The organism is Lysinibacillus sp. FSL M8-0355 (assembly GCF_038008985.1).
GTDB classification, from domain to species: Bacteria; Bacillota; Bacilli; order Bacillales_A; family Planococcaceae; genus Lysinibacillus; species Lysinibacillus fusiformis_D.
Genome location: NZ_JBBPAI010000001.1, coordinates 2,958,064 through 2,982,552 on the forward strand (window position 1 = coordinate 2,958,064; position 24,489 = coordinate 2,982,552).

At 36.6% G+C, this 24,489-nt stretch carries 21 protein-coding genes, 4 pseudogenes and 1 riboswitch; of the genes and pseudogenes, 3 read left to right on the top strand and 22 right to left on the bottom strand.

Annotated elements, in window-relative coordinates; all coding sequences use genetic code 11:
* The 6 genes from MKY46_RS14360 to MKY46_RS14385 form a co-directional block, all read right to left on the bottom strand.
* Nucleotides 1–210, bottom strand: a complete 210-nt coding sequence (locus MKY46_RS14360; RefSeq protein WP_012295089.1) for a hypothetical protein — start codon at nucleotides 208–210, stop codon at nucleotides 1–3.
* A gap of 89 nt (nucleotides 211–299) precedes the next feature.
* Entirely contained in the window at nucleotides 300–1,304 is a 1,005-nt protein-coding gene (locus MKY46_RS14365) for an NAD(P)H-dependent flavin oxidoreductase (protein ID WP_036116814.1), read from the bottom strand.
* A gap of 203 nt (nucleotides 1,305–1,507) precedes the next feature.
* Nucleotides 1,508–2,065, bottom strand: a complete 558-nt coding sequence (efp, locus tag MKY46_RS14370; RefSeq protein ID WP_036116812.1) for an elongation factor P — start codon at nucleotides 2,063–2,065, stop codon at nucleotides 1,508–1,510.
* Nucleotides 2,066–2,082: 17 nt separating this feature from the next.
* Complete coding sequence (locus MKY46_RS14375) at nucleotides 2,083–3,144, bottom strand: M24 family metallopeptidase (RefSeq protein WP_036116810.1); 1,062 nt, start codon at nucleotides 3,142–3,144, stop codon at nucleotides 2,083–2,085.
* Nucleotides 3,145–3,146: 2 nt separating this feature from the next.
* Nucleotides 3,147–3,581: a type II 3-dehydroquinate dehydratase gene (gene aroQ / locus MKY46_RS14380; RefSeq protein ID WP_036116808.1), complete on the bottom strand. Its 435-nt coding sequence runs from the start codon at nucleotides 3,579–3,581 to the stop codon at nucleotides 3,147–3,149.
* Nucleotides 3,582–3,703: 122 nt separating this feature from the next.
* Nucleotides 3,704–4,129, bottom strand: a complete 426-nt coding sequence (locus MKY46_RS14385) for a hypothetical protein (RefSeq protein ID WP_036116806.1) — start codon at nucleotides 4,127–4,129, stop codon at nucleotides 3,704–3,706.
* A gap of 111 nt (nucleotides 4,130–4,240) precedes the next feature.
* On the opposite strand from MKY46_RS14385, the gene MKY46_RS14390 reads away from it, so the two are divergent.
* Entirely contained in the window at nucleotides 4,241–5,212 is a 972-nt protein-coding gene (locus MKY46_RS14390) for a DUF1385 domain-containing protein (protein ID WP_051891552.1), read from the top strand.
* Between the two features lie 52 nt (nucleotides 5,213–5,264).
* On the opposite strand, the gene MKY46_RS14395 is transcribed toward MKY46_RS14390, so the two are convergent.
* The 15 genes and pseudogenes from MKY46_RS14395 to MKY46_RS14465 form a co-directional block, all read right to left on the bottom strand.
* Nucleotides 5,265–5,735 carry a hypothetical protein gene (locus MKY46_RS14395; protein WP_036116802.1) on the bottom strand — a complete coding sequence of 157 codons (471 nt, stop codon included), beginning with the start codon at nucleotides 5,733–5,735 and terminating at the stop codon, nucleotides 5,265–5,267.
* Nucleotides 5,735–5,941, bottom strand: a complete 207-nt coding sequence (locus MKY46_RS14400; protein WP_036116800.1) for a helix-turn-helix transcriptional regulator — start codon at nucleotides 5,939–5,941, stop codon at nucleotides 5,735–5,737. Before MKY46_RS14400 ends, MKY46_RS14395 begins: the two co-directional genes overlap by 1 nt.
* 380 nt (nucleotides 5,942–6,321) lie before the next feature.
* Entirely contained in the window at nucleotides 6,322–7,260 is a 939-nt protein-coding gene (locus MKY46_RS14405) for an alpha/beta hydrolase fold domain-containing protein (RefSeq protein WP_036116798.1), read from the bottom strand.
* Between the two features lie 329 nt (nucleotides 7,261–7,589).
* Nucleotides 7,590–9,146 (bottom strand): esterase/lipase family protein, encoded by a 1,557-nt coding sequence (locus MKY46_RS14410; protein WP_036116796.1) that lies wholly within the window; start codon nucleotides 9,144–9,146, stop codon nucleotides 7,590–7,592.
* A gap of 664 nt (nucleotides 9,147–9,810) precedes the next feature.
* Nucleotides 9,811–10,758, bottom strand: a complete 948-nt coding sequence (gene trhO / locus MKY46_RS14415; protein ID WP_036116794.1) for an oxygen-dependent tRNA uridine(34) hydroxylase TrhO — start codon at nucleotides 10,756–10,758, stop codon at nucleotides 9,811–9,813.
* Between the two features lie 301 nt (nucleotides 10,759–11,059).
* Nucleotides 11,060–11,332, bottom strand: coding sequence for a hypothetical protein (locus MKY46_RS14420; protein ID WP_155273161.1), 273 nt, complete (start codon nucleotides 11,330–11,332; stop codon nucleotides 11,060–11,062).
* Between the two features lie 526 nt (nucleotides 11,333–11,858).
* A complete protein-coding gene (locus MKY46_RS14425) occupies nucleotides 11,859–12,182 on the bottom strand; it encodes a histidine kinase (RefSeq protein ID WP_340834600.1) in 324 nt (107 codons plus the stop codon).
* A gap of 132 nt (nucleotides 12,183–12,314) precedes the next feature.
* A complete protein-coding gene (locus MKY46_RS14430; protein WP_036122975.1) occupies nucleotides 12,315–13,421 on the bottom strand; it encodes a C39 family peptidase in 1,107 nt (368 codons plus the stop codon).
* Between the two features lie 478 nt (nucleotides 13,422–13,899).
* Nucleotides 13,900–14,582 (bottom strand): annotated as a pseudogene (locus MKY46_RS14435) (TnsA endonuclease N-terminal domain-containing protein); the annotation flags it as partial.
* A 122-nt stretch (nucleotides 14,583–14,704) separates the two neighbouring features.
* Nucleotides 14,705–15,832 (bottom strand): annotated as a pseudogene (locus tag MKY46_RS14440) (vitamin B12-dependent ribonucleotide reductase); the annotation flags it as partial.
* A 61-nt stretch (nucleotides 15,833–15,893) separates the two neighbouring features.
* On the bottom strand, nucleotides 15,894–16,550 hold the full coding sequence (locus MKY46_RS14445; protein WP_340834603.1) for a restriction endonuclease: 657 nt from the start codon (nucleotides 16,548–16,550) through the stop codon (nucleotides 15,894–15,896).
* Nucleotides 16,551–17,035: 485 nt separating this feature from the next.
* A pseudogene (locus tag MKY46_RS14450) lies at nucleotides 17,036–17,710 on the bottom strand (ribonucleoside-diphosphate reductase); the annotation flags it as partial.
* A gap of 207 nt (nucleotides 17,711–17,917) precedes the next feature.
* Nucleotides 17,918–18,799 carry an endonuclease domain-containing protein gene (locus MKY46_RS14455; protein WP_340834605.1) on the bottom strand — a complete coding sequence of 294 codons (882 nt, stop codon included), beginning with the start codon at nucleotides 18,797–18,799 and terminating at the stop codon, nucleotides 17,918–17,920.
* Nucleotides 18,800–18,892: 93 nt separating this feature from the next.
* Nucleotides 18,893–19,690: pseudogene (locus MKY46_RS14460) on the bottom strand (ribonucleotide reductase N-terminal alpha domain-containing protein); the annotation flags it as partial.
* Between the two features lie 197 nt (nucleotides 19,691–19,887).
* Entirely contained in the window at nucleotides 19,888–20,718 is an 831-nt protein-coding gene (locus MKY46_RS14465) for a lipoate--protein ligase family protein (protein WP_036122964.1), read from the bottom strand.
* A 212-nt stretch (nucleotides 20,719–20,930) separates the two neighbouring features.
* On the opposite strand from MKY46_RS14465, the gene MKY46_RS14470 reads away from it, so the two are divergent.
* On the top strand, nucleotides 20,931–21,317 hold the full coding sequence (locus MKY46_RS14470; protein ID WP_036122960.1) for a rhodanese-like domain-containing protein: 387 nt from the start codon (nucleotides 20,931–20,933) through the stop codon (nucleotides 21,315–21,317).
* Between the two features lie 543 nt (nucleotides 21,318–21,860).
* Nucleotides 21,861–21,937, top strand: a riboswitch (glycine riboswitch).
* 164 nt (nucleotides 21,938–22,101) lie between these two features.
* Nucleotides 22,102–23,439 (top strand): amino acid permease, encoded by a 1,338-nt coding sequence (locus MKY46_RS14475; RefSeq protein WP_340834607.1) that lies wholly within the window; start codon nucleotides 22,102–22,104, stop codon nucleotides 23,437–23,439.
* Nucleotides 23,440–23,472: 33 nt separating this feature from the next.
* On the opposite strand, the gene MKY46_RS14480 is transcribed toward MKY46_RS14475, so the two are convergent.
* On the bottom strand, nucleotides 23,473–24,438 hold the full coding sequence (locus tag MKY46_RS14480; RefSeq protein ID WP_058844017.1) for a glutaminase: 966 nt from the start codon (nucleotides 24,436–24,438) through the stop codon (nucleotides 23,473–23,475).
* Between the last annotated feature and the right edge of the window lie 51 nt (nucleotides 24,439–24,489).

The window sequence follows — 24,489 nt, forward strand, 5'->3', positions numbered from 1 at the left end:
TTACCCGGAAGATGTAAGCCATTGGAAGAATGTTAAAATCTCATTAAAAAATAGACGTAAAAATCGAAGTAATTCTGCTGTCATATATAAGTAGGCAATGAAAAAGAGAAAAAATGAAAACTCCTTCTTCCCTGTTTGATCAAAGAAAACATGAAGAAGCGCAACGACTAGTCCCACTCCAGCAACTCTTAATACGTCTTGTAATTCCATTCCTACGCCCCCTCGTGTACAGCAATATATGTCGCTCTACCAAAAAAAAGACCTCTATACATATGTATAGAGATCTTTATTGATAAAATTTATAGAAGCTTTTCTACAATGCTTCTGACAGTGCCAGTTTGCTGTACGAGATAACTCTTTTCGCCCATCCACATCGATAAATATTCCGCATTACCTTGCTCGGCACTTTCTTTACGAATGGTAGTCGTTAAATAGTTTTGTAATGGATAAGGAGCTACTATCGCATCTTTCATACGTTTTGTAAAATCATTCATTAAGCCTCTTGCTGGTTTACCCGTAAAGGCGAGCGTAATCGTTGTTTGCTGTTCTTTCGAAGCTAACACAGCATTTTTATAAAGTGGCGAAATTTCGCATTCATCTGCCACTAGTAACGCTGTACCAATTTGAACAGCCTGTGCCCCGCCCTTTAATGCCCTTTGAATATCCTCTTTCGTCACAAGTCCACCTGCTGCGATAATAGGAATCGCAATTTGTCCAGCTACTTGTTGTAGTAAATCATATAACGGTATTAATTGCAGTGGGGCCGAAAAGGAGCCTCGATGACCGCCAGCCTCTCCTCCTTGTAGTACAACTGCATCCATTCCTGCTTGTTCTACTAGTATAGCTTCCTCTACTGTCGTAGCGGTACCAACCGTATAAATACCATTGTCTTTTAATTGCTGCAGAACCTCTGGAGAGGGCAACCCAAATGTAAATGAACAAATCGCTACCTGTTCCTCGATCACCGCCTGAATTTGACCTGCAAACACTTCCTTCGAAACAACACTTTGTACAGGTGATAATCCTAGTTCATCGTAAAAAGGTTGTAGTGCCATACGGGCTTGTTGTAAAACCTCGATATCAATTTTTGGTTCTTCTTGAACAAACAGATTGACCGCAAAGGGCTTTGCTGTTAACTTCTTTACTTCCTGAATAAATTGCTTTGTTTGTGCACCATCTAAGTAGCCCGCTCCTATTGAGCCTAATAGCCCAGCCTCAGCGCAAGCCGCCACAAATTTCGGGGATGTCACGCCTGCCATTGGTGCTTGAATAATGGGATATGTCATATCAAATGTTTGTAGCATACCTTTCACTCCTTACGATTATTGTAAACAATTCTCCCAGCAATGACCATCTATCTGATGATAGAATCTTGATGGACTCTTAGTAAAAAAGAGTACGTGCTTCTATCTATTATCACATTAAATGAAATGTTTGGCAGGATATGTATAAGAAAAAAATAAAAACCTACCCTTTTTTTAAAGAGTAGGTTGGCTATTATTAATTATTAAGCACGAGAAACGTAAGAGCCTTCTTCTGTGTTAACGATTAAAACATCACCTTGGTTAACGAAGAAAGGTACTTGTACGATTAGACCTGTTTCAAGTGTAGCAGGTTTTGTACCGCCTGAAGCTGTATCTCCTTTGATCCCTGGTTCTGTTTCTGTAACTTCTAATTGAACAGTATTTGGTAATTCAATACCTAACATTTCACCTTGGTAAGATTGAATATGCACTTCCATATTTTCTTTTAGGAATTTTAATTCATATTCAATAGCAGCTGAAGCAAGTTCAGTTTGCTCGTAAGATTCTAAGTCCATGAATACATGCTCGTCGCCTTGTGCATATAGGTATTGCATTTTACGGTTATCAATTTGTGCTTTCTCTACTTTTTCACCAGCACGGAATGTTTTTTCATTCACTGAGCCGTTACGTAGGTTACGTAATTTAGAACGCACGAACGCAGCACCTTTACCTGGTTTAACGTGTTGGAAATCTAACACGCGGTATAATTGGCCATCAACAATAATTGTTAGACCTGTACGGAAATCGTTTACTGAAATCATTTGTGTTCCTCCAAAGTTTATAAAATAATGAGTTCTTTTGACGAATGTGTTAGTAGTTCATTACCCGTTTCAGTGATTAAAATATCATCCTCGATACGGACACCACCGATTCCTGGTAAGTAAACACCAGGTTCAATCGTCACGGCCATACCTGGCTCTAGCACTGTCTCTGAACGCATCGATAAGCCAGGGCCTTCATGTACTTCAAGACCAATACCATGTCCTAAAGAATGACCAAATGCGTCGCCATATCCTTTTTCTTTTAAGTAGTCACGTGCAATCGCATCCGCTTGAATACCTGTTAATCCAGGACCCACTTTTTCAAGTGCTAACAGTTGAGAAGCAAGGACTGCATTGTACATATCTACTAATTTTTCAGATGGTTCTCCAACAGCCACAGTACGTGTGATATCCGAAATATAGCCATTATATAGCGCACCAAAGTCTAAAGTAACAAAGTCGCCTTTTTCAATCACTTTATTCGTTGCAACGCCATGTGGTAATGCTGAACGAAGACCAGACGCAACAATTATGTCAAATGAAGACTGAGTTGCTCCTTGTTTACGCATGAAAAATTCTAATTCATTCGAAACCTCAAGCTCTGTTTTACCAGGCTTGATGAAGCCTAAAATATGTGTAAATGCGTGATCTGCAATTTCACACGCAGCCTTAATAATATTAATCTCTTGTTCCGTCTTAATCAAGCGAATTTTTTCAATTAGCCCAGAAATCGGCACTAAATCTGCTTGAATGTTTGATTTATACAGTTCATATGTGCCATAACTTACAGTATCTTTCTCAAAGCCCAATAATTTGATGCCCATATTGCTTACTTGTGTAGCAATTTCTTCAATGATTGTTGCTTCATGTTTGACAATGCGGAAGTCCTGAATTTGTGCAGCAGCCTGCTCTGTATAACGGAAATCTGTAATAAACACAGCATCATTTTGAGACACAATTGCTACGCCTGCTGTCCCTGTAAAACCAGTCATATAACGTCGGTTATACCCATTTGTGATTAAAATGCCATCGATGCTTTGTTCTTGAAGTGCTTTACGTAGCTTTTGTAATTTCAACATAATCAATTCTCCCTCTCAATAAATGTACGTAGTGCCAGTTCATAGCCTTTCGTACCTAGTCCACAAATTTGACCAAGGCAGGCCGGAGCAAGATAAGAATGATGACGGAAAGCCTCACGTTTGTGGATATTGGAAATATGTACTTCGATAACCGGCACAGAAATTCCTGCAATCGCATCATGTAACGCGATGCTCGTATGGGTATACGCACCGGGATTAAAGATAATACCATCATATTTTTCGTCCTCTGCTTCATGCACCCAATCTACTAGTACCCCTTCGTGATTGGATTGACGAAATTCAACCGTAGCACCTAAAGAAGCCGCAAGATTTCGAACATTTTCTCTAACATCATCCAATGTTTCATATCCATAAATATGTGGCTCTCGTTTGCCAAGTCGATTTAAGTTCGGTCCATTCAAACATAATAACTTCACGCTTCTATTCGCCTCTTTCTATGTACTTGCCATTTATTTTATCATACACCGTGCATTCAGCAACTAATTTCAATTGATGGTTTCATAAATATCCCCTCAAACAAAGGGGATATTTTGTACCATTAACTTCCTTTTTGTGCTGTATGCTCCTTCTGATGAAAATTGGCCGTTTCCAACAAGAAACGTAATAGACAGACAACAATCACTATAAATGGAATGGACAGTTTTTTAAAGGACGTCAGTTGTAATGGTAGATCTAAAGCAATCCACTCCAATGTAATAGTCACAAGAAGACCTAGCAGCAGTGACGAAAAGAAAGCTGGAATGATATAGACATAGCGCATGGTCATATATAAAAATAAGCCGATGATAAACAGCAGAAAGATAAAGAAGGTCCATTGAAATAATTTAGAGCTATCTTCAAACCAATTCCACTTTTTATAAAACCCAATCGGATGCCATTTAATAAGATGGAAATAATGTAAACCCTTTAAGCACAGCGCTAAAACAAGCGCATTTACAAGTGCGGTAATCGTCGCTACTTTCATCATCTAACCTCCTTTTTGCACACTAATGTTTTCCTGAAATGTACGATTAGTGTAGCCATATAGAAAATTTACTATGCGTAACTGTAGAGGTTTTTCACTAAATTTAGTACAATGGTACAGTTGAAATATATAAAGAGAGTGGTGTTAGCCTTGAGCAATTCACCTGTATACGGGGGACAAGCACAATTAGAAGGTGTGATGTTCGGAGGAAAGGAACATACTGTTACAGCCATTCGTCGTAACGATGATTCCATTGATTATTATCATTTTAAAAAAGTTCAAAAGCCTATTTTACAAAAGCTCAAAAAAATTCCATTTGTACGAGGCGTTGTAGCGCTCATTGAGTCGGCTGGCTTAGGCTCTCGTCACATGCAATTTGCAGGGGATCGTTATGATGTGACACCTGGCGAAGAAGAAGATCATAAAGAAGAAGGTTCTAAACTTCAGATGATACTTGGAGTTGCTGTAGTAGGTATTCTTTCCTTTTTATTCGGAAAATTTGCCTTTACATTAATTCCTGTTTTTATAGCAGATTTTTTCTCAAAATGGATTGAAGGGAAAACGGGACAAATTCTACTAGAGAGTGGTATTAAACTCCTTTTACTGCTAGCCTACTTATACTTTATCTCATTAACCCCTCTGATTAAGCGAGTATTTCAGTATCATGGTGCCGAGCATAAAGTCATTAACTGTTATGAGGCTGGCTTAGACATCACAGTAAAAAACGTTCAAGCTCAATCACGTCTGCACTATCGTTGTGGCAGTAGCTTCATTCTGTTCACAGTGTTTGTCGGCATGTTTTTATATTTCTTTGTACCAACTGACCCACTGTGGCTTCGTATTTTAGATCGGATTCTATTAATTCCTGTTGTACTCGGTATTTCATTTGAAGTATTACAAGCGACAAATGCTTGCCGCAATATCCCAGTGTTGCGTTTCCTTGGCTACCCTGGCTTATGGCTTCAATTACTGACAACTCGTGAACCAAAGGACGATCAAGTAGAAGTAGCAATTGCTTCCTTTAATATGCTACGTCAAGTAGAGCAGCAACCTGAAATTGCTGCAACATTGAACCATGAATAATAGAACAGGCAGTCCCAACAAGTGTTGAGGCTGCCTGTTTTATATTATTGCTCTATTTAGTATAAATAAGTGCAGTAAACAGCCCTATTAAATTTGGTAAGATACTGAAAACTAAAAACAGCCAATTATTCGTCATGATGGAGATGCTTGTAAAAATAAGAATGGACGCAGCAATAATACCTATGCCCAGCTTCACTCGAGAAAGCTGAAACGGGATGGGACTAAACATGTTGATGGTCAAAACTCCCCCAATTATCCCCCAACTCCCTAAGTGCACTAAAAGAATACTACCTAAAACCATTGCTGCATTCAATTCAATGCCAAATACAATGAGTGTAAAGAAAATATAAATCGCCGCTAATGTCACATACCACGAATAGGATTTCGCTTTTTGCCAAATATAGTCGTGTAGCTCATCTAAACCTCTATTTTTCTTCGCCTTACTCCGTCCTAACCACCAGCCTAAAATTCCACAAGTCATTCCCCCATACAATCCGATAATTCCTCCGATAGAAATCTCCATCACTCCGTCCCCTCCTCTTCGAATATAAACACTTCTTCAATTGTGCAATTGAAAGCTTTTGAAATATTGTAGGCGAGTTCTAAAGATGGATTGAATTTCTCCGATTCAATTGCAATGATTGATTGTCGCGAGACGCCAACTACTTTAGACAACTCCTCCTGCGTAATCTTTTTCGATTTCCGCAATTCACGAATTCTATTTTTCATAAAGCCTCCTCGTTAAATGTAAAGTAAACTGTACATTTTTTTGATAAGTAAAGTTTACTTTACACCATTTCATATGTCAAGTTGACTTTACAATTTAGTTTTCGTTTAAACAATACAGGAATTCTTATGAAGAACGATCAGGAGACATAGTGAGGGCTATAATTAGAAAAGACACCACATGCTAATTTTGAAAAATGTAGTCAGTTTGTGAAGAAAAGCATCCACCTCCATTTAATAGTTCCACCTCTATCGTACCTATCTACACTGTGAAATAAAGTTAAATTCCAAAATAAGGAATATAAAAAGCGTGTTTTGAATGATGATCAAAACACGCTTTTTTATAGGATTTTTCCGCACCTTTTCCTTTAGCGTTAACCCGCCTATTTCAACACTCGACTATGAATTATATTCATAATTTTCTGTTGAGCATCTAGAGCTACAGGGATAGGCATCACAACAAACACATGATTCATTTGAGGATAAACAAAGGTAGTGATGTCAATGCCTTGTTCGGTTAGTTGTTCATCAAATTTTATGGCATCTGGATATAAACTTTCATGTGTTCCAATAAAATGAGTAATCTTCCCAAGTCCTTGAAAATCACCGTAAATAGGACTAATCAATGGGTCCTTTAGATCTTTATCAGCAGCCCATATCTTTGTAATGACTTCCATTCCTGCACTAGCTAACATTGGGTCCTTTTCTTCATATTCAAGTATCTGAGGATTTTCTAAACTCATATCAACACATGCTGATAGTAAAATAATATCTTGGGGTTGAGGTAGATGATTCTGCTTCAAAAGTTGGACCAGACCAAGTGCTATATTTCCACCTGCCGAATCTCCGATAATGGTCAATTGATTAGAACTTTCAACCGTTTTTAAAATTTCTTTATAGAAATTGAGCATTTTTTGGAAGGTGTCATGATGGTTAAAATGAGGCACTTTCGGATAAATGGGCGCAATAACTTTTGCATTTAACAATTGTGCCATCTTATCCATGAATAACCAATGTAAACTTAAAGGCTGATTCGTCCAAGCACCACCATGTATATAGAGAATAACTTTTTGCTTCAAGGACTTTTGGTCATTTAAAGTGAAGACCTGCATAGCCTCAAAGGTTTGCTCCTCCATATCACTTATAAATTGAACATCTTCCCCTATAACATAAAGCTGACTATTTTCAGTTCCCCTCTCCTCAATAAACTGTTTAGCATTTTCAATACTAGAAAAACTCTTTTTATTACTTTGCGCAAATAGCCATTTTTCAAATTGAACACTTTCTTCAGAACGATCTCCGCTAAAAATTTCTACAGTCATTTTTTTCTCCCCTTTAAGTTTCATCACGCACATAGATTGATAAGAGCCATGTATCAGAAGCTTTCACACGTACTATAATCTATACCGTATCATAGAGACAAACCTGCATCCGTTAAATAAAATATTTTTTTCGTACTCTATGTTAATTCCACAGTATGTCGTATACTCCTTCAACATCCATCGTATTTAAATGAAAATAAAAAATACCATGCTGATTGCCAACATGGTATTTTCATCTTTATTTAAACAAGTAACTCATTAATAATTTTTTAACTGTCTGATTATCAATTTGGCATCCAGCCGTTGCTAAAGATATGTTTTCAAGTTTTTTATTTTATATACTTAGAACGAACAACGGTCCTTTTGTATGGCTCACCTTGTAACGTTTCACCTGAAATATTTAAAGTTATATTATATACACCCGACTTTTTATTTTCTGGAAAATTCACCATAAAGTTTTGCTGATTAACCTTTTGCGTCTGTAGAGAAGAAGCAATATCTTTCCCTGTTGGATCCAGTACTCGTACATCGAAGGTAAGTTTTTGTAATTGGTCATTAGCTTGCATTGTCACGATATTATTCGTTTCTAATGATACTGTTGGAATACTTACCTTAATCAAAGATGGGCCCCCATGTTGAACTGCCAGTAAAAACGCATTATCTTCTGCCTGCGTGCTTATATTTATCTTCCATTCACCAATCTCAGAAATAACGCCGGTAAATGTATGAGGTACTACGCCATTAAAGAAGGAGGCTTCATCCAATGATTGGATTGTTTGGTTGGTATATTTTTTTTCTGAAGGAGATACTAACTCTATCTTATCACTAGTTAACCCTGTCCATAATTTCACATTATCGAGCGCAGTATCCACATAAAAAGAATGTGTCACATCATTTGACGATTGTAACTTCCCTCCGTAAAAATAATGAGAAACATCCAACTCTTGAAACATATCAGATTGAGAAAGGTATTCTTTGTTCATCATGATACGATCTGTAGAAGCAGACTGTAGATACTGTTCCAATCTTGAAAATACCGCAGATCCCATTCGAATATTGTCATGATCAAGTGAGGGATCGGTAAATAAATGTGTTCCGTAAGATAATTTAGTGCTTGCCTCTTTGACTAATCCATCATTTGGATCGGAAAGATATAGACCTCCCATCCAGAGTGCAGATAGAAATGGTCCTGTATTAGTACCAGCAATTGTATAATAGTTGTTCTTGCTAACATTGGGGTGATTGTCTATTAGTGAGCGAAAATATTCCATTTCCCCAACTTGAAGTGAATAAGTTCCATCATCTTTTTCACCGAGTAATGTAGCTAGCCAACCTGCCCACCAGCTATATGCAAGATCAGCTAACTCTGATCCATAATGAGGGGATCCTAAAGTAAACACCCTCCCAACGTACGGATGAGCATTATGAAGAACTAATGCTGCTTGGGTATCAGGCCCACCCTTGCTATGGGCAATTATATTTAATTTTTTTCCGTGAAAATGTTGACTGATTTCTTTTAACATAGAGGCTAATAATTTTCCATTATCGTATTGACTATAAGAACCTTTACCTGCCGAATCGTATAATTGAACAAATACCGTTTGATATCCTGCTTCATAAGCTTTTGTATACATATCATTAAGACCGTGATATTCTGTATTGCCATACCAACTTGTAGAGTTACCGTTTTTCCCTTGAACGAAAACAAGAGGTGGCTTATTCAAATCAACATTAGGTGGAGTATTTCCTAGAAACCACTCTCCAGGTGTAAAGCTTTCACCTGGTGGCTTCAATCCATAAGGTTCAATCGTGTTTGAGGCAAAAACATCTGGAGTAGAAAAAAGCATAATTGTAACCATTACTAATAAAGAAAGTATTTTTTTCAAATTGTTTTCCTCCTAATCATTATAGATCAAGTGCGTAAAGCTGTAGAAAAGCAATTTATAATTGTAAAAAACTGGTGTTGAATAACAGCTATTAATGCTAATTTTCAAGCAGCAACCAACTAACCCCACCTTCCCTTTATACTAATATTCTATAAAAAGGAAAAGACTTCCTTCTAATTTAGACAAAAAAATATCATTATCTTACTTCGGTTAAGCCTCACTTAGAGAAGCAGCGAGATAGATTGTGTTAGCAAATAAAATAGCATAGAGCGAAATGGCCAATATTCAACACCATATGTTCATATAAACAAACCTAAGTCCTTAATTCTCATTTATGAACACCCTCTTCTCGCGCAATATGATGGATGCTTTCTTGTCCATTTATATAACGTAGTACGGTTTTTATTTTCTTATTGATCATCAAAACACCCCGTAAAAGCTAGATTTTGTGTCTAGCTTTTACGGGTCAGAAGGTACTAGATTGTATTATTTCAACATATATGTACCAGTTAATAATAAACCTCCATCAAAGAATAAACACCCTATGTAAGCAAGCAAACTAGTCCAATTTTGAAATGGCTAGTTTGAACACTTACATAGAGTGCTTTAGGTCCCTCTAAATAGTTGGTTGAGGTTATGGAAGCTATTTAATTTAGAGAGTTTTTCATGCTAATTCTTGTAACGCCTCAATTGCTTGAACTACTTGCTCTTCTGTTAAATTGTGACGCACGATGTAGCGGTTGCGCGCATGCTTTGTACATTCGATTGTACAGCCACCTAAATGCTTTGCTTCATTTTCTTCAGATGCAATGATTTGTTTGTTACATTCAGGGTTTGCACAGTTAATGTAACGTTCACAAGGTTCACCGTCATAGTGATCACGACCGATAATCACATGCTCTACTTGATTGATTGGCACCGTTAAACGCTCATCAAATACATACATTTGACCGTCCCATAATTGTCCTTTCGCAACAGGGTCTTTTCCGTATGTTGCAACACCGCCATGTAATTGACCAACATCGCCAAAGCCTTCACGTTTCATCCAGCCCGAAAACTTCTCACAGCGAATCCCGCCCGTACAATAGGTTAAAACATTTTTCCCTTCGAACAGCTCGCGATTTGCACGTACCCATTCTGGTGTATCACGGAAGTTTTGTACATCTGGTCGAATCGCACCACGAAAATGGCCGACATCGTACTCATACGTGTTACGCACATCTAATACTACTGTATTGTCATCTTGCATTTCAGCAAGAAATTGTTCTGGTGACAGGTAGCGACCTGTTAATTCATGTGGGTTCACGTCTTCTTCTAAGCCTAAGTTTACTAACTCAGGTCGTGGGCGTACGTGCATTTTTTTGAATGCATGCTCTTCTACTGCATCAATTTTGAAGACTATACCTTCAAATAATGAGTCAGCTTGCATGTTTGCCATGTATTGCTCTGTTTGCTCAATCGTACCTGAAACAGTACCGTTAATACCCTCGTTAGCTACTAAAATACGACCTTTTAAACCGATTTCTTTACACATGGCTAAGTGCGTTGCTGAAAACGCAGCTGGATCTTCAATCTTCGTGTAATGGTAATATAATAAAACTTGATAATTCATTGTTTTCCACCTATCATTTCAATATTTGCAGGATATTCCTGATAGTGTCTTTTACGACCTATTAACCATAAAGGATAATCATTGAATATGCTATCGGTAATTAGACTGAAATGGGTATAAATATTATTTTTAAAGAATTTGTGAATTGGTCAGTGGACTTTTTTTATAAAAAAGTGTTATTCCACAATCTGGTCCTTAAATGGAAAAAGACACACTCCTTATGAAAGAAATGCACCTGTTAACGGAGGATTGTTAGCCAACTTCAGTACTAAATAACTGAGAAATTGAGTAATGCGTGCTTTTATTCAGGGAATCCCCAAATAGAATACATCGCGTATATACTCAAAATTATACCAAGTAAAAAGAATCCCGATTTTATGATATTTTCCTTTTGGAAGGACATTTCACTGTATTCGGCATAGCTTAATATCATATAGACAATGGCTGGTGTAAAGATGACTATTGCCACCCAATGTTGCTGAAAATTAACTCTTAACGCAGGGTTAAATACAGGCAAAAAGAATAATAAACCTAATAAAGCCCCTAAAGTATAGCCTTTTAAATATTTTTTCATCAAAGTTTGTCCTTTCTTAGAGTAATTTTTAATTGCACCTCCACAATCTAGATGCTTTGCTTCAAGTAATGTAGTAAAGCCTTTTTCTACTTAAACTAAACCACTCTTTCTATAGCAAGTAAAATTCGGCAGCTATAATTTGATAATTACTTTTCAATTTTGGGGATGAAAATGCTAAAGAGAAAATATGCACAAGCATTTCTTAATGTAAAAGTTTGATCAAAAACACCTCTTAAACCGACATCTTACGTTAAATTAATAGAACCCGTTTTGAAAAAAGTTTGATCATTTTCTGTGATCTAATCTTCAACAAATACCTATCCCTTTTCCTCTCTTAAAATGCAGGTATGGATTTAGTAGCCTTCTAAAATTTTGAAAAAGATGATTTATGAAATTGATTCAGTTAATTTTAAATATAATAAAAAAGCACTCTCTCAAGAATGCTTTATAAGTCAGGATATATTTTTGTATTGTATAATTATATCTTTCTCAAAATATTGCTGCTACCTGTTGAAATAAACTTTCTTTAATTCGCTTGATTTTTACGATGAAGCTCAGTAAGATCTTTTATATAATATAATGAATAGTCATCGTTAATATCCACTTCAAAAAAGTAATAATTTTTAGTTTCTATATCTTTAACTTCTATTTCAAACAAACCCATTCCTCTCATGTAATCGATTTCTTCACATTTTAAATTTTCTCTTCCAATGCCATAGTTAGTTTCAATATAGTTTTCCACATAATTGTATACGATAGCGTTTCGAGATTTAGAATTAAAATAATTGTAATTAACAAAAATAACTACTATACAAAATAATAGATTAAATATAATTATTTTTTTTTTCATTTTCCTCTCCTTCCGCCGTATTAAGTATCAAGATCATATTTATTAATAATTACAATTTTTCAAACTATAAAAATTCGATTTTAGTGTCTTTACCTACAAATTTAACAATAAAGAAATTTTATAATAATACAATTAATTATTAATTGAAAAACTTACCATTGTTATAATTCCAGAGTGAACGTCATAGTTTATATCACGTACATAACTATTAGAACCTAATGTTTGAACTCTTAACAGTGCACCTGAGGATGCAGAATAGATATATCCAAGTCCAGGTGTCCAGTGATAATCATAATCATATTTTGCATTAGGTTCCCATTTAGAAAACCATTTATCGAACTTTACTGCAACCGGTCTATTATCATCTATTTGAGTCTTATATGAGAAAAAATTATTAAAACTACTTGTTGTAGCTGAATATCCTCTTGCAAACGCTTCATTTTCTAGACCTGAACGCATACCATTTACACTCATACCATAGAAAGCACCACCACGATTAGCATACATGCTATTAATAAAAGCCCCTTTAGTTGTATAACCACTGTTCCAAACTTGTAATTTTGATTTACCTTTTGAATCATGCCAGTACTGTAAAATAACCGCTATTGTAGTTGGACCACATGCAGAACTTTGGTAACCTGATTTAACATCTGGATCTTTTTGAGAAAATATAGGAGATGACAATAATTTCGAGCCGTATCCATCACCCATAATAGAAGCTTTAGGATTCATCAATTGAATGTCTAAGTTTTGTATAATTTCATATGTCGAGAGGTCTTCATCTTCTGATTTAATATACTCTATAATTTGATTTGTATCATCAGCACTAACTATACTATAACCACCAAAATAGTAGTAATTTTCATCCCCTAATTCAAAGACATCTCCATTACCTTCTCCACCTAAAAGAACAGTTGAATTTTCTTGTGTATTGGAAATAATAGCAAAATATTCTTGACCACTTAAATTTTCTACAACATAATATTTCGCAATGTTTCTTCCATTAATATCAAAAACTTCTCTTTCCGACGTAATATTGAAGTCTGAAGCCTCTAAGAAATATCCATTTTTCATATAATCATTCAATACAATAATCGATTCAGACGAAACTACTGACTGATTTTGTTCTTCAACATAGGTATTCTCATTTTCTTCAGCATTTGCAGTAGATACTGTTAACATTGAAAATAATAGTAAAACCAAAAATATTCCTATATATTTCTTTGAATTATGCAACATTTTGAACCCTCCACCTTATAGATTTTTTTAAACCTTAACTAAAATCGAATTTAAATATTTACATCCATAATATTACTTATTTAGCAATTATAAGTAAATAATCGTTTATTATATTTATGTTCTCTTTTTTCAATCACGATCTCCATTCCAACACTGATAAGAATAGAAAAAGATGTATTAGAAGCTTTAAACATGCTATCCAAACGGTATCAAAATGACAAGAGTGAAAGATAAAGGGATTTCCGTTTATTAGCTTGCTGAATTTCCCATTATAAGTACTTAATAAAAAAATGACTTTATTATTCGTCTACCCGTAAATATAGGTAATTAAAAAGACAGGCACATTTTAGCAGTCTGTCTTTTTCAACACCCATACTTTACTGTTCATTTTTTAATAAGGTGTTGTTCAAGAAAGTCAATGCTTTTTATGTAGTAGGAACTTGTCTGATGACTTCCGAAAATACTTAAAATATAAAGACATATGTGTCTCTTTATCAAAAACATTTGTAACTTCTCTAATGCTTTTGCTTTCGTTTAATATTCTTTGTAACAACGCTATTGCTAAATCTTCAATATGCTGAGAACTTATATTTTGAAAAGCATGAATATCGTAATAGTCATGAATATAACTAATATTCTGAGCCATTTCTTTAGAAATCTCTAACTCAGTTACAATACCCCAATCAATTTGTCGGCGTTCCCAGTAAACTCGTTCTATTTCAAATTTCTCAATAACTCGCTCCTTTAAAAGCCCTTCTTTCATTTTTATTGTTCGTGCAAGCTCTACTAAACCGTTTCCTTTATCTACCATTAATAAAAAATCCGTTGTCATTACAACTGGCTCATTCGTTTTAGGGTCTATAGGATGTTTTAGACCTAACCTATCAGCAATGACAATTGTTTCTTCCAACGGCAATAAAGGAAATTGTTCTCGAATATCAACAATTAAAACTGAATATTCAGTTAAATGAAAGTAATTTCGCTCCAAGTCTGATAGAAATTCGTGTTGTCTGTGTGTTTTAAAACCTTTTAAACGTGTAGATCGACCTTTTGAAGAAACATCTTGAATGTTTAACCATGGTTTATAATTCGATCCCACCCCTGAGCCACGACCTCGTTAATCCATTTTTCAACTTTAGATGTTCTAGTTCTTTTTGACATAAAAACACCCCTTTAGACCAATATAATCTAAAGGGGTATTTCATCGCAACTTTTTTACAATCGTCGCGACTTTATTTTAAATTTTGTATCTGTTTGATAAATATCGTGACTTTAATTCAAATCTACAGACCACATTTTAACTGTGCACCACAGTTTGTACATGTATTACAGCCACCCATTTCTTCGACTGTTCCTTTACGACAAACAGGGCATGTATTCCCTACATCTGAGCCGATAACCGTTGTAGACTCTAATGCTTGAATTGTATCTACTAATACGACTGGACGTTTTGTATGCTCTTCTACTAATTCTTCTTCAAATGATAATTGATCCATATCATTTTCTTCCGCTTTTAGTGTAAGAACTTGTGAATCACGGCTACCATCCACATAGACCGTGCCACCTTTAGCGCCACCTTTATATAGTCGCTCGTATACTTTTTCTACTTGCTGTACTGTATAGCCTTTTGGTGCATTCACTGTTTTAGAAATGGATGAATCAATCCATTTTTGAATAATACATTGAACATCGGCATGTGCTTCTGGTTTTAGCTCCATTGCTGTGACAAACCATTCAGGAAGCTCTTGCTCATTTACTTCAGGATGACGATCTAAATACTCTTTTACAATTTCAGCCTTGACCTCAATAAATTTACCTAAACGACCAGAACGGTAGTACGTGAAGGAGAAGTATGGTTCAAGACCTGTCGCTACGCCTACCATCGTTCCTGTCGAACCCGTTGGCGCAACAGTTAGTAAATGCGAGTTACGAATACCAGTCGCTAGAATTTGTTCTTTGATGTGAGCAGGCATTTTTTGCATAAAGCCTGTCTCTGTAAAGGCTTTACGTAAACAAGCTGTTTCTTCGTCAGTAGCACCTACTAAGAATGGGAAGCTACCACGTTCCTTCGCAAGCTCTGTAGACGCCTCATAGGCTGTTTCCGCAATTGTTTTAAAGATTTCATCGACTAAAGCATTACCTGCTTCTGAACCGTATTCCTTTTCACAGTAAATAAGTAAGTCTGCTAAGCCCATAACCCCTAAACCAACACGACGCTCGCCAAGGGCTTGTACACGGTTCTCTTCTAGGAAGTAAGGAGTCGCATCAATAACGTTATCCTGCATGCGAACACCCACACGAACTGTTTCACGTAGTGCTTCGTAATCAACTGATTGATTTTCTTTATTCGCAAACTGTGCAAGGTTCACAGCTGCTAAGTTACACACAGAGTATGGTGCAAGTGGTTGTTCCAATAATTGTTATCCTAAAGGCTTTTTATCCTTTAGTTCTTACAGTTCAATTCCTGCAAGTTCAGCATACATTTTCATTACACATTTTTTTCATAAACCTTAGTAATTCTTTTCTTCCTCTATCTTCACCAAAGACTGCTTTTGAAATTACTCTAAAATCTTTAACACCAAATTCTTGATAAATTTGCTCAATTAAAGGATTGAGCGCTGATTTTATCTTATTCAAGGGTGTTGTAGTTATTAATTCAGTATGGTCGATTGCCCATTGTATGACAGTTTGTTTGATTTCTTGATGTATACTTGCTCGATTTTCAACATAAACTTGTGTGGCGATTTTTATATTTGAATTTCCAGCGCACACTTGAGTACAAAACAATTTGGATGAAGTAACAATACCTTCAAATTCGCGCCCACAACTTTTGCAAATTCTTTGCTCTCTGGGCTTCTTATGCTTACCTTTTTGTACCAAGCCAGATTTTCTTAAACCTTCAATCACTCTGGCTTTTGCTGGACTACTGGATTCCCACAACTTGTTAGTATGCTGACCAATTCTTCTTTTTGTTTGGTCAGTATGTTTTTGATTGAAATGTCCATTATATTTACCATATACAGCTTTGTTTATTGTTGTGTTATTCGACTCTATCCATTCTGTAATTGTTGATGTGAGTGAAAATGGAACAAGTTTATACATATCGAGCAATTCTTCATAAGAAATCAATTCGCAATCAATACCATAAGTTGTTTTAATAACATTTAGAGCCTTTAGAGCTTTCTCTTTTGCCTCATTATCGCGAGACTTAAATATCTACAATCTTTATAAGATTGCCGGCATTGTTATAAAAGAAAAAATTAGGTTTATAAAATTTGTATCCTATATTAAATACTCTATCCTCATAGCCCCAAGAAATACAATGATAATCTAGAAATTTGGCGTATGCATACTCATAAGAGCTTCTTAAATAATGTAATTTATAAAAGCCTGCATAACCTCTATTCATTTCTATCACAGCCTTTCTTACATTAGGCAATTTTGAATTTTTATGAATGTGTAATGTTGCGGTCTCGTGCCCGGGTTATAGTCTACTAAGTAGGATCACCGGGTATGCGTTGCCCCTGACTAAAGCTTTACCATTAGCCTTCGGTTCGGATTAGCATCTCAGCCTTCCCGCTTTATCCCGCAATTTTTAACGTGAGGCGAAGTCCACCACACGGATTTGTTGCTACAACACTTTGACCATATGCCTTTGCATTTGTCATATCATTCGCGTTGTCGATGAAGAAAATACCTGGCTCTGCTGAGTATGTTGCACATACGTTTATTAAATTCCATAATTCTTTTGCTTTCATTGTACGGTATGTGCGGACTTTATAGCCCATTTTTTCCCATTCGCGAACATCGCCCACTTCATGCCATTTCGTATTGTACACGTTCATTTCTTCTTTTGTATATTCCTCCACAGCTGGGAAACGAAGCTCAAAGTCAGCGTCTTTTTCTACTGCTTCCATAAATTCCTTCGTTAATGTCACGGAAATGTTGGCACCTGTTAAAAACTCTGGGTTATGAACTGTGTATGTGCCACCATCACGTAATTTATTTTCAGCCTCACGAATAATCGCTGTATCGAATCCACCTAAGCCTTCAATGCTTTTATAGTTCACGATGCCTTGATACATCGCTTCTTCTTGCATAGAAAGTGGCTTGAAGTTTAATTTTTCTTTTGCTAGACGAATGATTGTTTCATCCGTTGTATTTTCGATCAGGTAACGCAGAATACGTGGATTTTGCATTTTCGAAATAATAAATTCCACAATATCTGGATGCCAATCTGCTAGCATAATCATTTGTGCCGATTTCTTACGCGGGTTCGCTACACCCACTCTCTATGTCACCATAGAAGTTGAGACCATATCTTACATCCAATTAGATGCCCTCGCACTTCGGAGTGGCTTCACTCCTACTCTACTCACTTCCGCTAACTTAGCGTGCTTTCGATGGTCGTTGAACCTTCCCCTTTAAAAGGAGCTTGGCTGCTGATTGTCTTTATCCCACTGCTATTTTCAAGCATTCACGTTTACCGTTTCCGATTACGTTGTAGCTAGCAGTGCATTTATAATGCGTTTTTTAACATTTTCAAAATCATTTTTTATCTCATCTTCCCAAAAACGGAGTAAAGTGTATCCATTAGCTGCTGCAATTTGATTTTTTTCGATATCCCTAGCTTTTATTCTCTTTTGTACCTCATAAAAAGAGGAATAAAATTTTGGATTCCCATGCCAAAAATCACCATCACATTCAATTAGAATATTTGTCCCAACTAGTAAGAAATCAAATTGTGCACCTTCAAATATAAAGGAATATTTGTAGGTGATTGATTGTTCAACTAAGAAATTCTCTAAAGCTGTTTCAATACTAGTTTTTCTAAACGTTTCCCTCTCTATTTGCTTTAATGCAGCTTGTCGAATCTTTTCAATGGTTTCTTTACTATAAACCCCTGTCTTACCGCTATTCCATGAAGGCGTTCCATTTATTTTTCTAGTTTTAGCTGTTTTTGAAATGGTATTTTTAAAATGAAACTTTTTTTGTTCATTTGGCATGTCATTATGCCACTTACCTGTATTTTGTGATCGAAGTCTACTCGCACACTCTTTACTACAAGTTTTAGTCTGCCGATGTTTTTCATCGAATAGTTTTCCACAAATTACACAAGTTAAAGGCTCACCTTTTCCTCGACAGCTTCTACTACAAAATTGATTTGGAATACCTCGCCTCAGTTTAACCTTTTTATTACATAAAATATATTGGCAGATCACCATTTCTATTGGATAAAAATAAGATATTAAATAATTATCTAATGTTAAGTTATGCTCATTTTTCAAATGAGACGTAAACCATCCTTGTTTATTATGATTTATTGTAAAGCCACATATTAAACAAGTTTGTGGTTGTATCGCATCATAAACATCCATATTTCCCACCTCGATTAAAGTGACAATATTTCCGTTAAAGAGTTCCCAGCAATTCACGAGGTTTGTTTACGCAGAAGCACCTAGATTATGCTTACCTCTGCGGCTACCACCTTGTTCGACAAGATGAGTCAGCTTCGCAATATCATCTAACCATGAGACAGAACCAGATGATTTACCATTTACACCACGTGCTAACGTGTTGCGTGGACGTAATGTTGAACCATTTGTTCCTACACCACCACCACGACTCATAATTTCCATTACTTGCTTACGGTGATCACTGATGCCTTCACGTGAATCTGCGACAAACGGCATTACGTAACAGTTAAAGAAGGTTACATCTGTTTCAGATCCAGCTCCATAAATGACACGTCCTGCTGGAATAAATTTCAATGAAACTAATTGCTTATAAAACTTCTCAAACCACTCTTGGCGTTTCTCTGGAGTTTTTTCAACAGCGGCAAGGCCTGTTGCATTTCGTTTTGCGATTTGTTCATAAAAAATTTCAAGAGGCTTTTCTAGCACGTCAATTGAACGCGTAATTACACCCGTTTCTTGCTCTTGCGGATCGTCTAATGCACTGCGGTAATCTTCCTCAATCAAAATATCTGCTGTTTTTGCAGACATGTCCAGCTTTTGAATTGTCCCTAAACCACGTGCAGGGAATTTTGGATCAGCTTTTACTGTTAAAACAACAAAGTCACCGGCTTTCAGTGTTTTCTTTTCTGTGTCTTTAAACGAGTAGCGATCGATCATAACAAGTCTAGATACGCCTTTATGCGTAATATGCATATCAGGCGTTACTGGGTGTACTTGTGGGAATTGTTCGATATCTTTGTTTAACTGTTCAAATTGATTGTTTACTTCGGGTTGATGATTTGTGATTACCATCGTTTTGCCTCCCTTGTTATCTTCATTACAAAATAAATACACAATATCATGTGCCGTTAAACACTACATATTGTGTACATGTCTTTAAAAAGATACTATATATAGTTTTTTAATTCAACTCTTGCTTTTTTAAATAGAATCCGAACTACTTGTTATTACTAGGGTCGAACGTTAAAAAATTTTTTTCATACCATTTTTTACTTTTTAAAGTTCCATTCATCATTTGCATATTTTTTTTCTTCTAATGCACGAACATATTCTAACTGCTCCTCAGAAAGTGTAAATGGTTTTAATTCAATTTGCAACGATTTTGCAAACCCATCACGAAAAGCTGTTACACATTGTTCAACTGTTACTGGTTCTTTAACAAGACTGTTGATGGCAACCGCCTTTTCCGGTAACTTTCTGCGCATACGATTCTTCGCTTCTTCGCTTGAGAAATTAAATACGGATAATAGTTTCTCCTGGTCTAAATCTAATAAAATGGCGCCGTGCTGTAAAATAACACCCTTTTGACGTGTTTGGGCACTTCCCGCTATTTTTTTTCCTTCAACGACCAGCTCATACCAACTTGGCGCATCAAAGCAAACAGCACTTTTCGGACTCTTGAGGTCAGCTCTTTTCTCCTCTGTATCAGGTACACTAAAATAAGCATCCATCCCAAGATTATGGAAACCTTGCAAGATTCCCTCACTTAATACACGGTATGCCTCTGTCACAGACTCTGGCATATCCGGATAGCTTTCCGTAACGATGACACTATATGTGAGTTCATGCTCATGCAAGACAGCTCGTCCACCCGTTGGACGACGCACAAAGCCTAAGCCTTGCTCACGTACAGCATCTAAATTAATATCTCTTTTAGCCTGTTGAAAATAACCAATCGATAGTGTCGCAGGCTCCCACTCGTAAAAACGAATCACTGGTGGAATTAACCCCTCACTATGCCAGTCAAGTAATGCTTCATCTAGTGCCATATTAAAAGAAGGACTACATTTCCCTGAATTTAGAAAATACCAAGTTGTCATATGTTCATCTCCTACAAATATAAAATGATCCCTCAGGCCCCACCTGTGGTTCAAACCTCTCAAAAATTAGCTACAGTGTAAGTTGCTAACGATGTACTTTCGTAATGATATAGCCGAATTCGCCACAACCTAGTTAATTTTATCAAACTCATTGGACTATCGCTAGCGCATCTTTTATAATAATAGAGAAGATAGAAAGGGGTAAGAAAATCTTGGACATACTTATCACAATCGGTGTCGTTTTAGTAGTCATAATTGCATATATCGGTATTAATGCACTACGACTCAAAAAAGCCGTAACCAACTTAACACAAGAGCAATTCATAGAAGGCTATCGTAAAGCCCAGCTAATCGATGTACGTGAACAAAAAGAATTTGATGCTGGTCATATTCTTGGTGCACGAAATGTTCCTTCCACAACACTACGTCAACGTTATAAAGAAATCCGCCCAGATTTACCAGTATATCTATACTGTCAAAATACAGGCCGTAGCTCACGTGCTGCACTATTTCTTAAAAAACGTGGGTACAACCAAATTTACCAACTTCAAGGTGGATTCAAAACTTGGACAGGTAAAATAAAAGCAAAAAAATATTAATGTCTATATGACAAAAGCCGTCTCAAAGAACTATGAGACGGCTTCTTTTTTAAAAAATTCAGAGTTTCTACTATATTATATCTATTGCAAATGATTAAGTACTAGCTTTTTGTTCACCAAGTCTCTAATCATGCATTGGACAGAAAAAAGGATAGCGACGAGAGACAAAATATATAGCTCATTCTTACTAACAATTCCTGACTGTAAATGATCCGTTCTTTGAGCGAATTAATGTCACTTAGGAATCGGTTCCCCCATAGCCCCCCTTCTACACGTTAGGAGTGAGCTCCCTACAAAATCAACCACGCCACTGATTCATTTTCACCTCATTTTAAATGGCATCCCATCAAATATTTTGTATGTTCAAAAATACTATTTTTCGTTAGAGATTTAGCATATTGCGTCCTATTCTGCTATTTTTCTGAAAATAGTCAGAATTTATTATTGAATAATGGGACGAGCACTGATAGGATGTATAATATCTTACAATAATAATTGATTATGAAGTTAATAAGCTATGAATGCTATGGATTAAACTATAGCAGGAGCAGTTCTGGAGAGAGCGCCATGTGCGTCGCCGAAGGGTTCACTATCTCAGGCAAAAGGACAGAGGAGTAATATCAGCTTTTATTAGCGATGTCACACGAATAGTACATCTATTTCGTGTAACATTCGTGACTAAATGGTATTTGTTATTCTGACGTTTTTCCGAGACTAGTGTCACAACTAGTCTCTTTTTGTTTTTCCAGTCATAGTTTTTTATGTATCTTTGAGGGGGATTAACGTGGAACAGCAACAATTAAAACGAGATTTAAAAAATCGCCATGTGCAGCTTATTGCCATTGGTGGAACAATTGGGACGGGTTTATTTTTAGGCTCTGGCAAAGCCATTGCCCTTGCAGGCCCTTCTATCATCCTTGCCTACTTAATTGTCGGTACCGCCTTATTTTTTGTGATGCGTGCATTAGGTGAGCTGCTATTATCCAATGCAGGCTATACATCATTTACGGATTTTGCATCCGAATACATAGGTCCTTGGGCAGGTTATGTGACAGGTTGGACATATTGGTTCTGTTGGATTATGACAGCTATGGCGGACATTATCGCGGTGGGGGTTTATACACAATATTGGTTTGATATCCCCCAATGGATGCCAGCCATTGGTTGCTTAATGTTGTTATTACTACTCAATTTATTAACTGTTAAACTTTTTGGTGAATTGGAATTTTGGTTTGCCATCATTAAAGTGATTACGATTGTGGTTCTTATCATCATCGGACTGATTATGATTGTAACAGGCTTTCAAACTAGCTCAGGAACGGTAGCAGTGGAAAATCTTTGGGCACACGGTGGTCTATTTCCAAATGGAATGTACGGCTTTTTAATGGCTTTCCAAATGGTTGTGTTTGCTTTTGTTGGCGTGGAATTAGTGGGGGTTTCAGCAGCTGAGACAGCAGATCCTCAAAAAAATATTCCCTCTGCCATTAATAAAATTCCATTTCGTATTTTACTCTTTTATGTAGGTGCATTGTTTGTGATTTTATGCATCAATCCATGGTATGAAATGTCTGCCTCAAGCAGTCCTTTTGTACAAGTATTTACACTGGCTGGTATTCCGATTGCTGCGGGTATTATAAACTTTGTTGTACTCACTTCAGCCGCTTCAGCAGGTAACAGTGGTTTATTTTCAACAAGTCGGATGCTCTTTAATCTTGGAAAAAATAAACAAGCATCACCTACATTTGCCAAGCTCAACAAAAACAGCGTGCCAAGTAATGCACTCGTTATTTCTGCTATTGTTGTATCAGTAGGTGCATTGCTAAGTAAGCTGATGCCAGAAAATGCCTTTAGTATTGTGACGACGATTAGTGCGATTTGTTTTATTTGGGTGTGGAGCATTATCGTTATTTCTCACATTATTTATCAACGAAAAAACCGTGCCTTACATGAAGCATCGAAATTTAAAGCACCACTGACACCTTTTATCAACTATGTAATTCTAGCATTCTTTGCCTTTCTCTTACTTATAATGTTTATTTCTGAGGCTACACGTACAGCTCTACTATTAACACCAATTTGGTTTATCGCCTTATTTATTCTTTATAATATGAAAAAAAGATGACCTCAGCCTAAGTGCTGAAGTCATCTTCACGCATTAAAAAATAGTCATATCCCATTCTGTCGCTAAATGCTTTAGTAACTGCACACCAGCCACACTGTTTCCTATTGGATCGATTGCCGGCCCATAAATACCGATACCACAACCAGTAGGAAATGGGGAATTCAAGCCTGCATGACCTGGAACAGCTGTAAGAATCGCACCGGAAACACCACTTTTAGCAGGCAGGCCAATAAAGGCTGCAAACTTCCCTGAAGCATTGTACATACCGCATGTCACCATCAAGGCCTTCGCTAATTTCGCCACTTGTTTAGGAAATAGCTGTTTCTTTAACAATGGATGGTAGCCATCATTGGCAATGACTAAGCCAATCATCGCTAAATCTGATACATTGACTTCAATTGCACATTGCTTCAAATACACCTCAAGTGCCGCCTCTACTGGACAATCTAGGAAGCCTGAATCCATTAAATAGTAGGCCAATGCTCGATTACGATTGGCGGTTTGCCATTCTGATTGAAATACCTCTTCATTAATACTTAATTGCTTGCCAATGATTTGTTCTAAAAATTGTAGAATTTTTATGACCTTCTCTTGCGGTGAATGACCAGCCAGCATCGAGGACACCGTAATGGCCCCAGCGTTTATCATTGGATTAAACGGTTTCCCTGGTTGATGGCTTTCTAAGCGAATAATAGAGTTGAACGTATCCCCTGTTGGTTCCACATCTACTCTTTCTAGTACATAAGGTAAACCTCGATCCATACAGGCTAATATAAATGTGATCACTTTAGAAACACTTTGAAGTGTAAATAGTTCTGTGGTATCTCCTGCTTTGATTTCGCTGCCATTTGAACCGATTATCGCAATCGCTAATTGGTTCGGATCTTTTTTGGCTAAAGCAGGGATATAGCTAGCACATTGACCTTCTTTAGCAGCAGTGCGAAACTGCGATACCCATTGTGTCATAAGGTGATCCTGCTGATGTGGTTGTATTGACATGTTTGTGTTCTCCTTTCAAAAATGAGGCAAAAACAGAGCCTTCATAGTTCT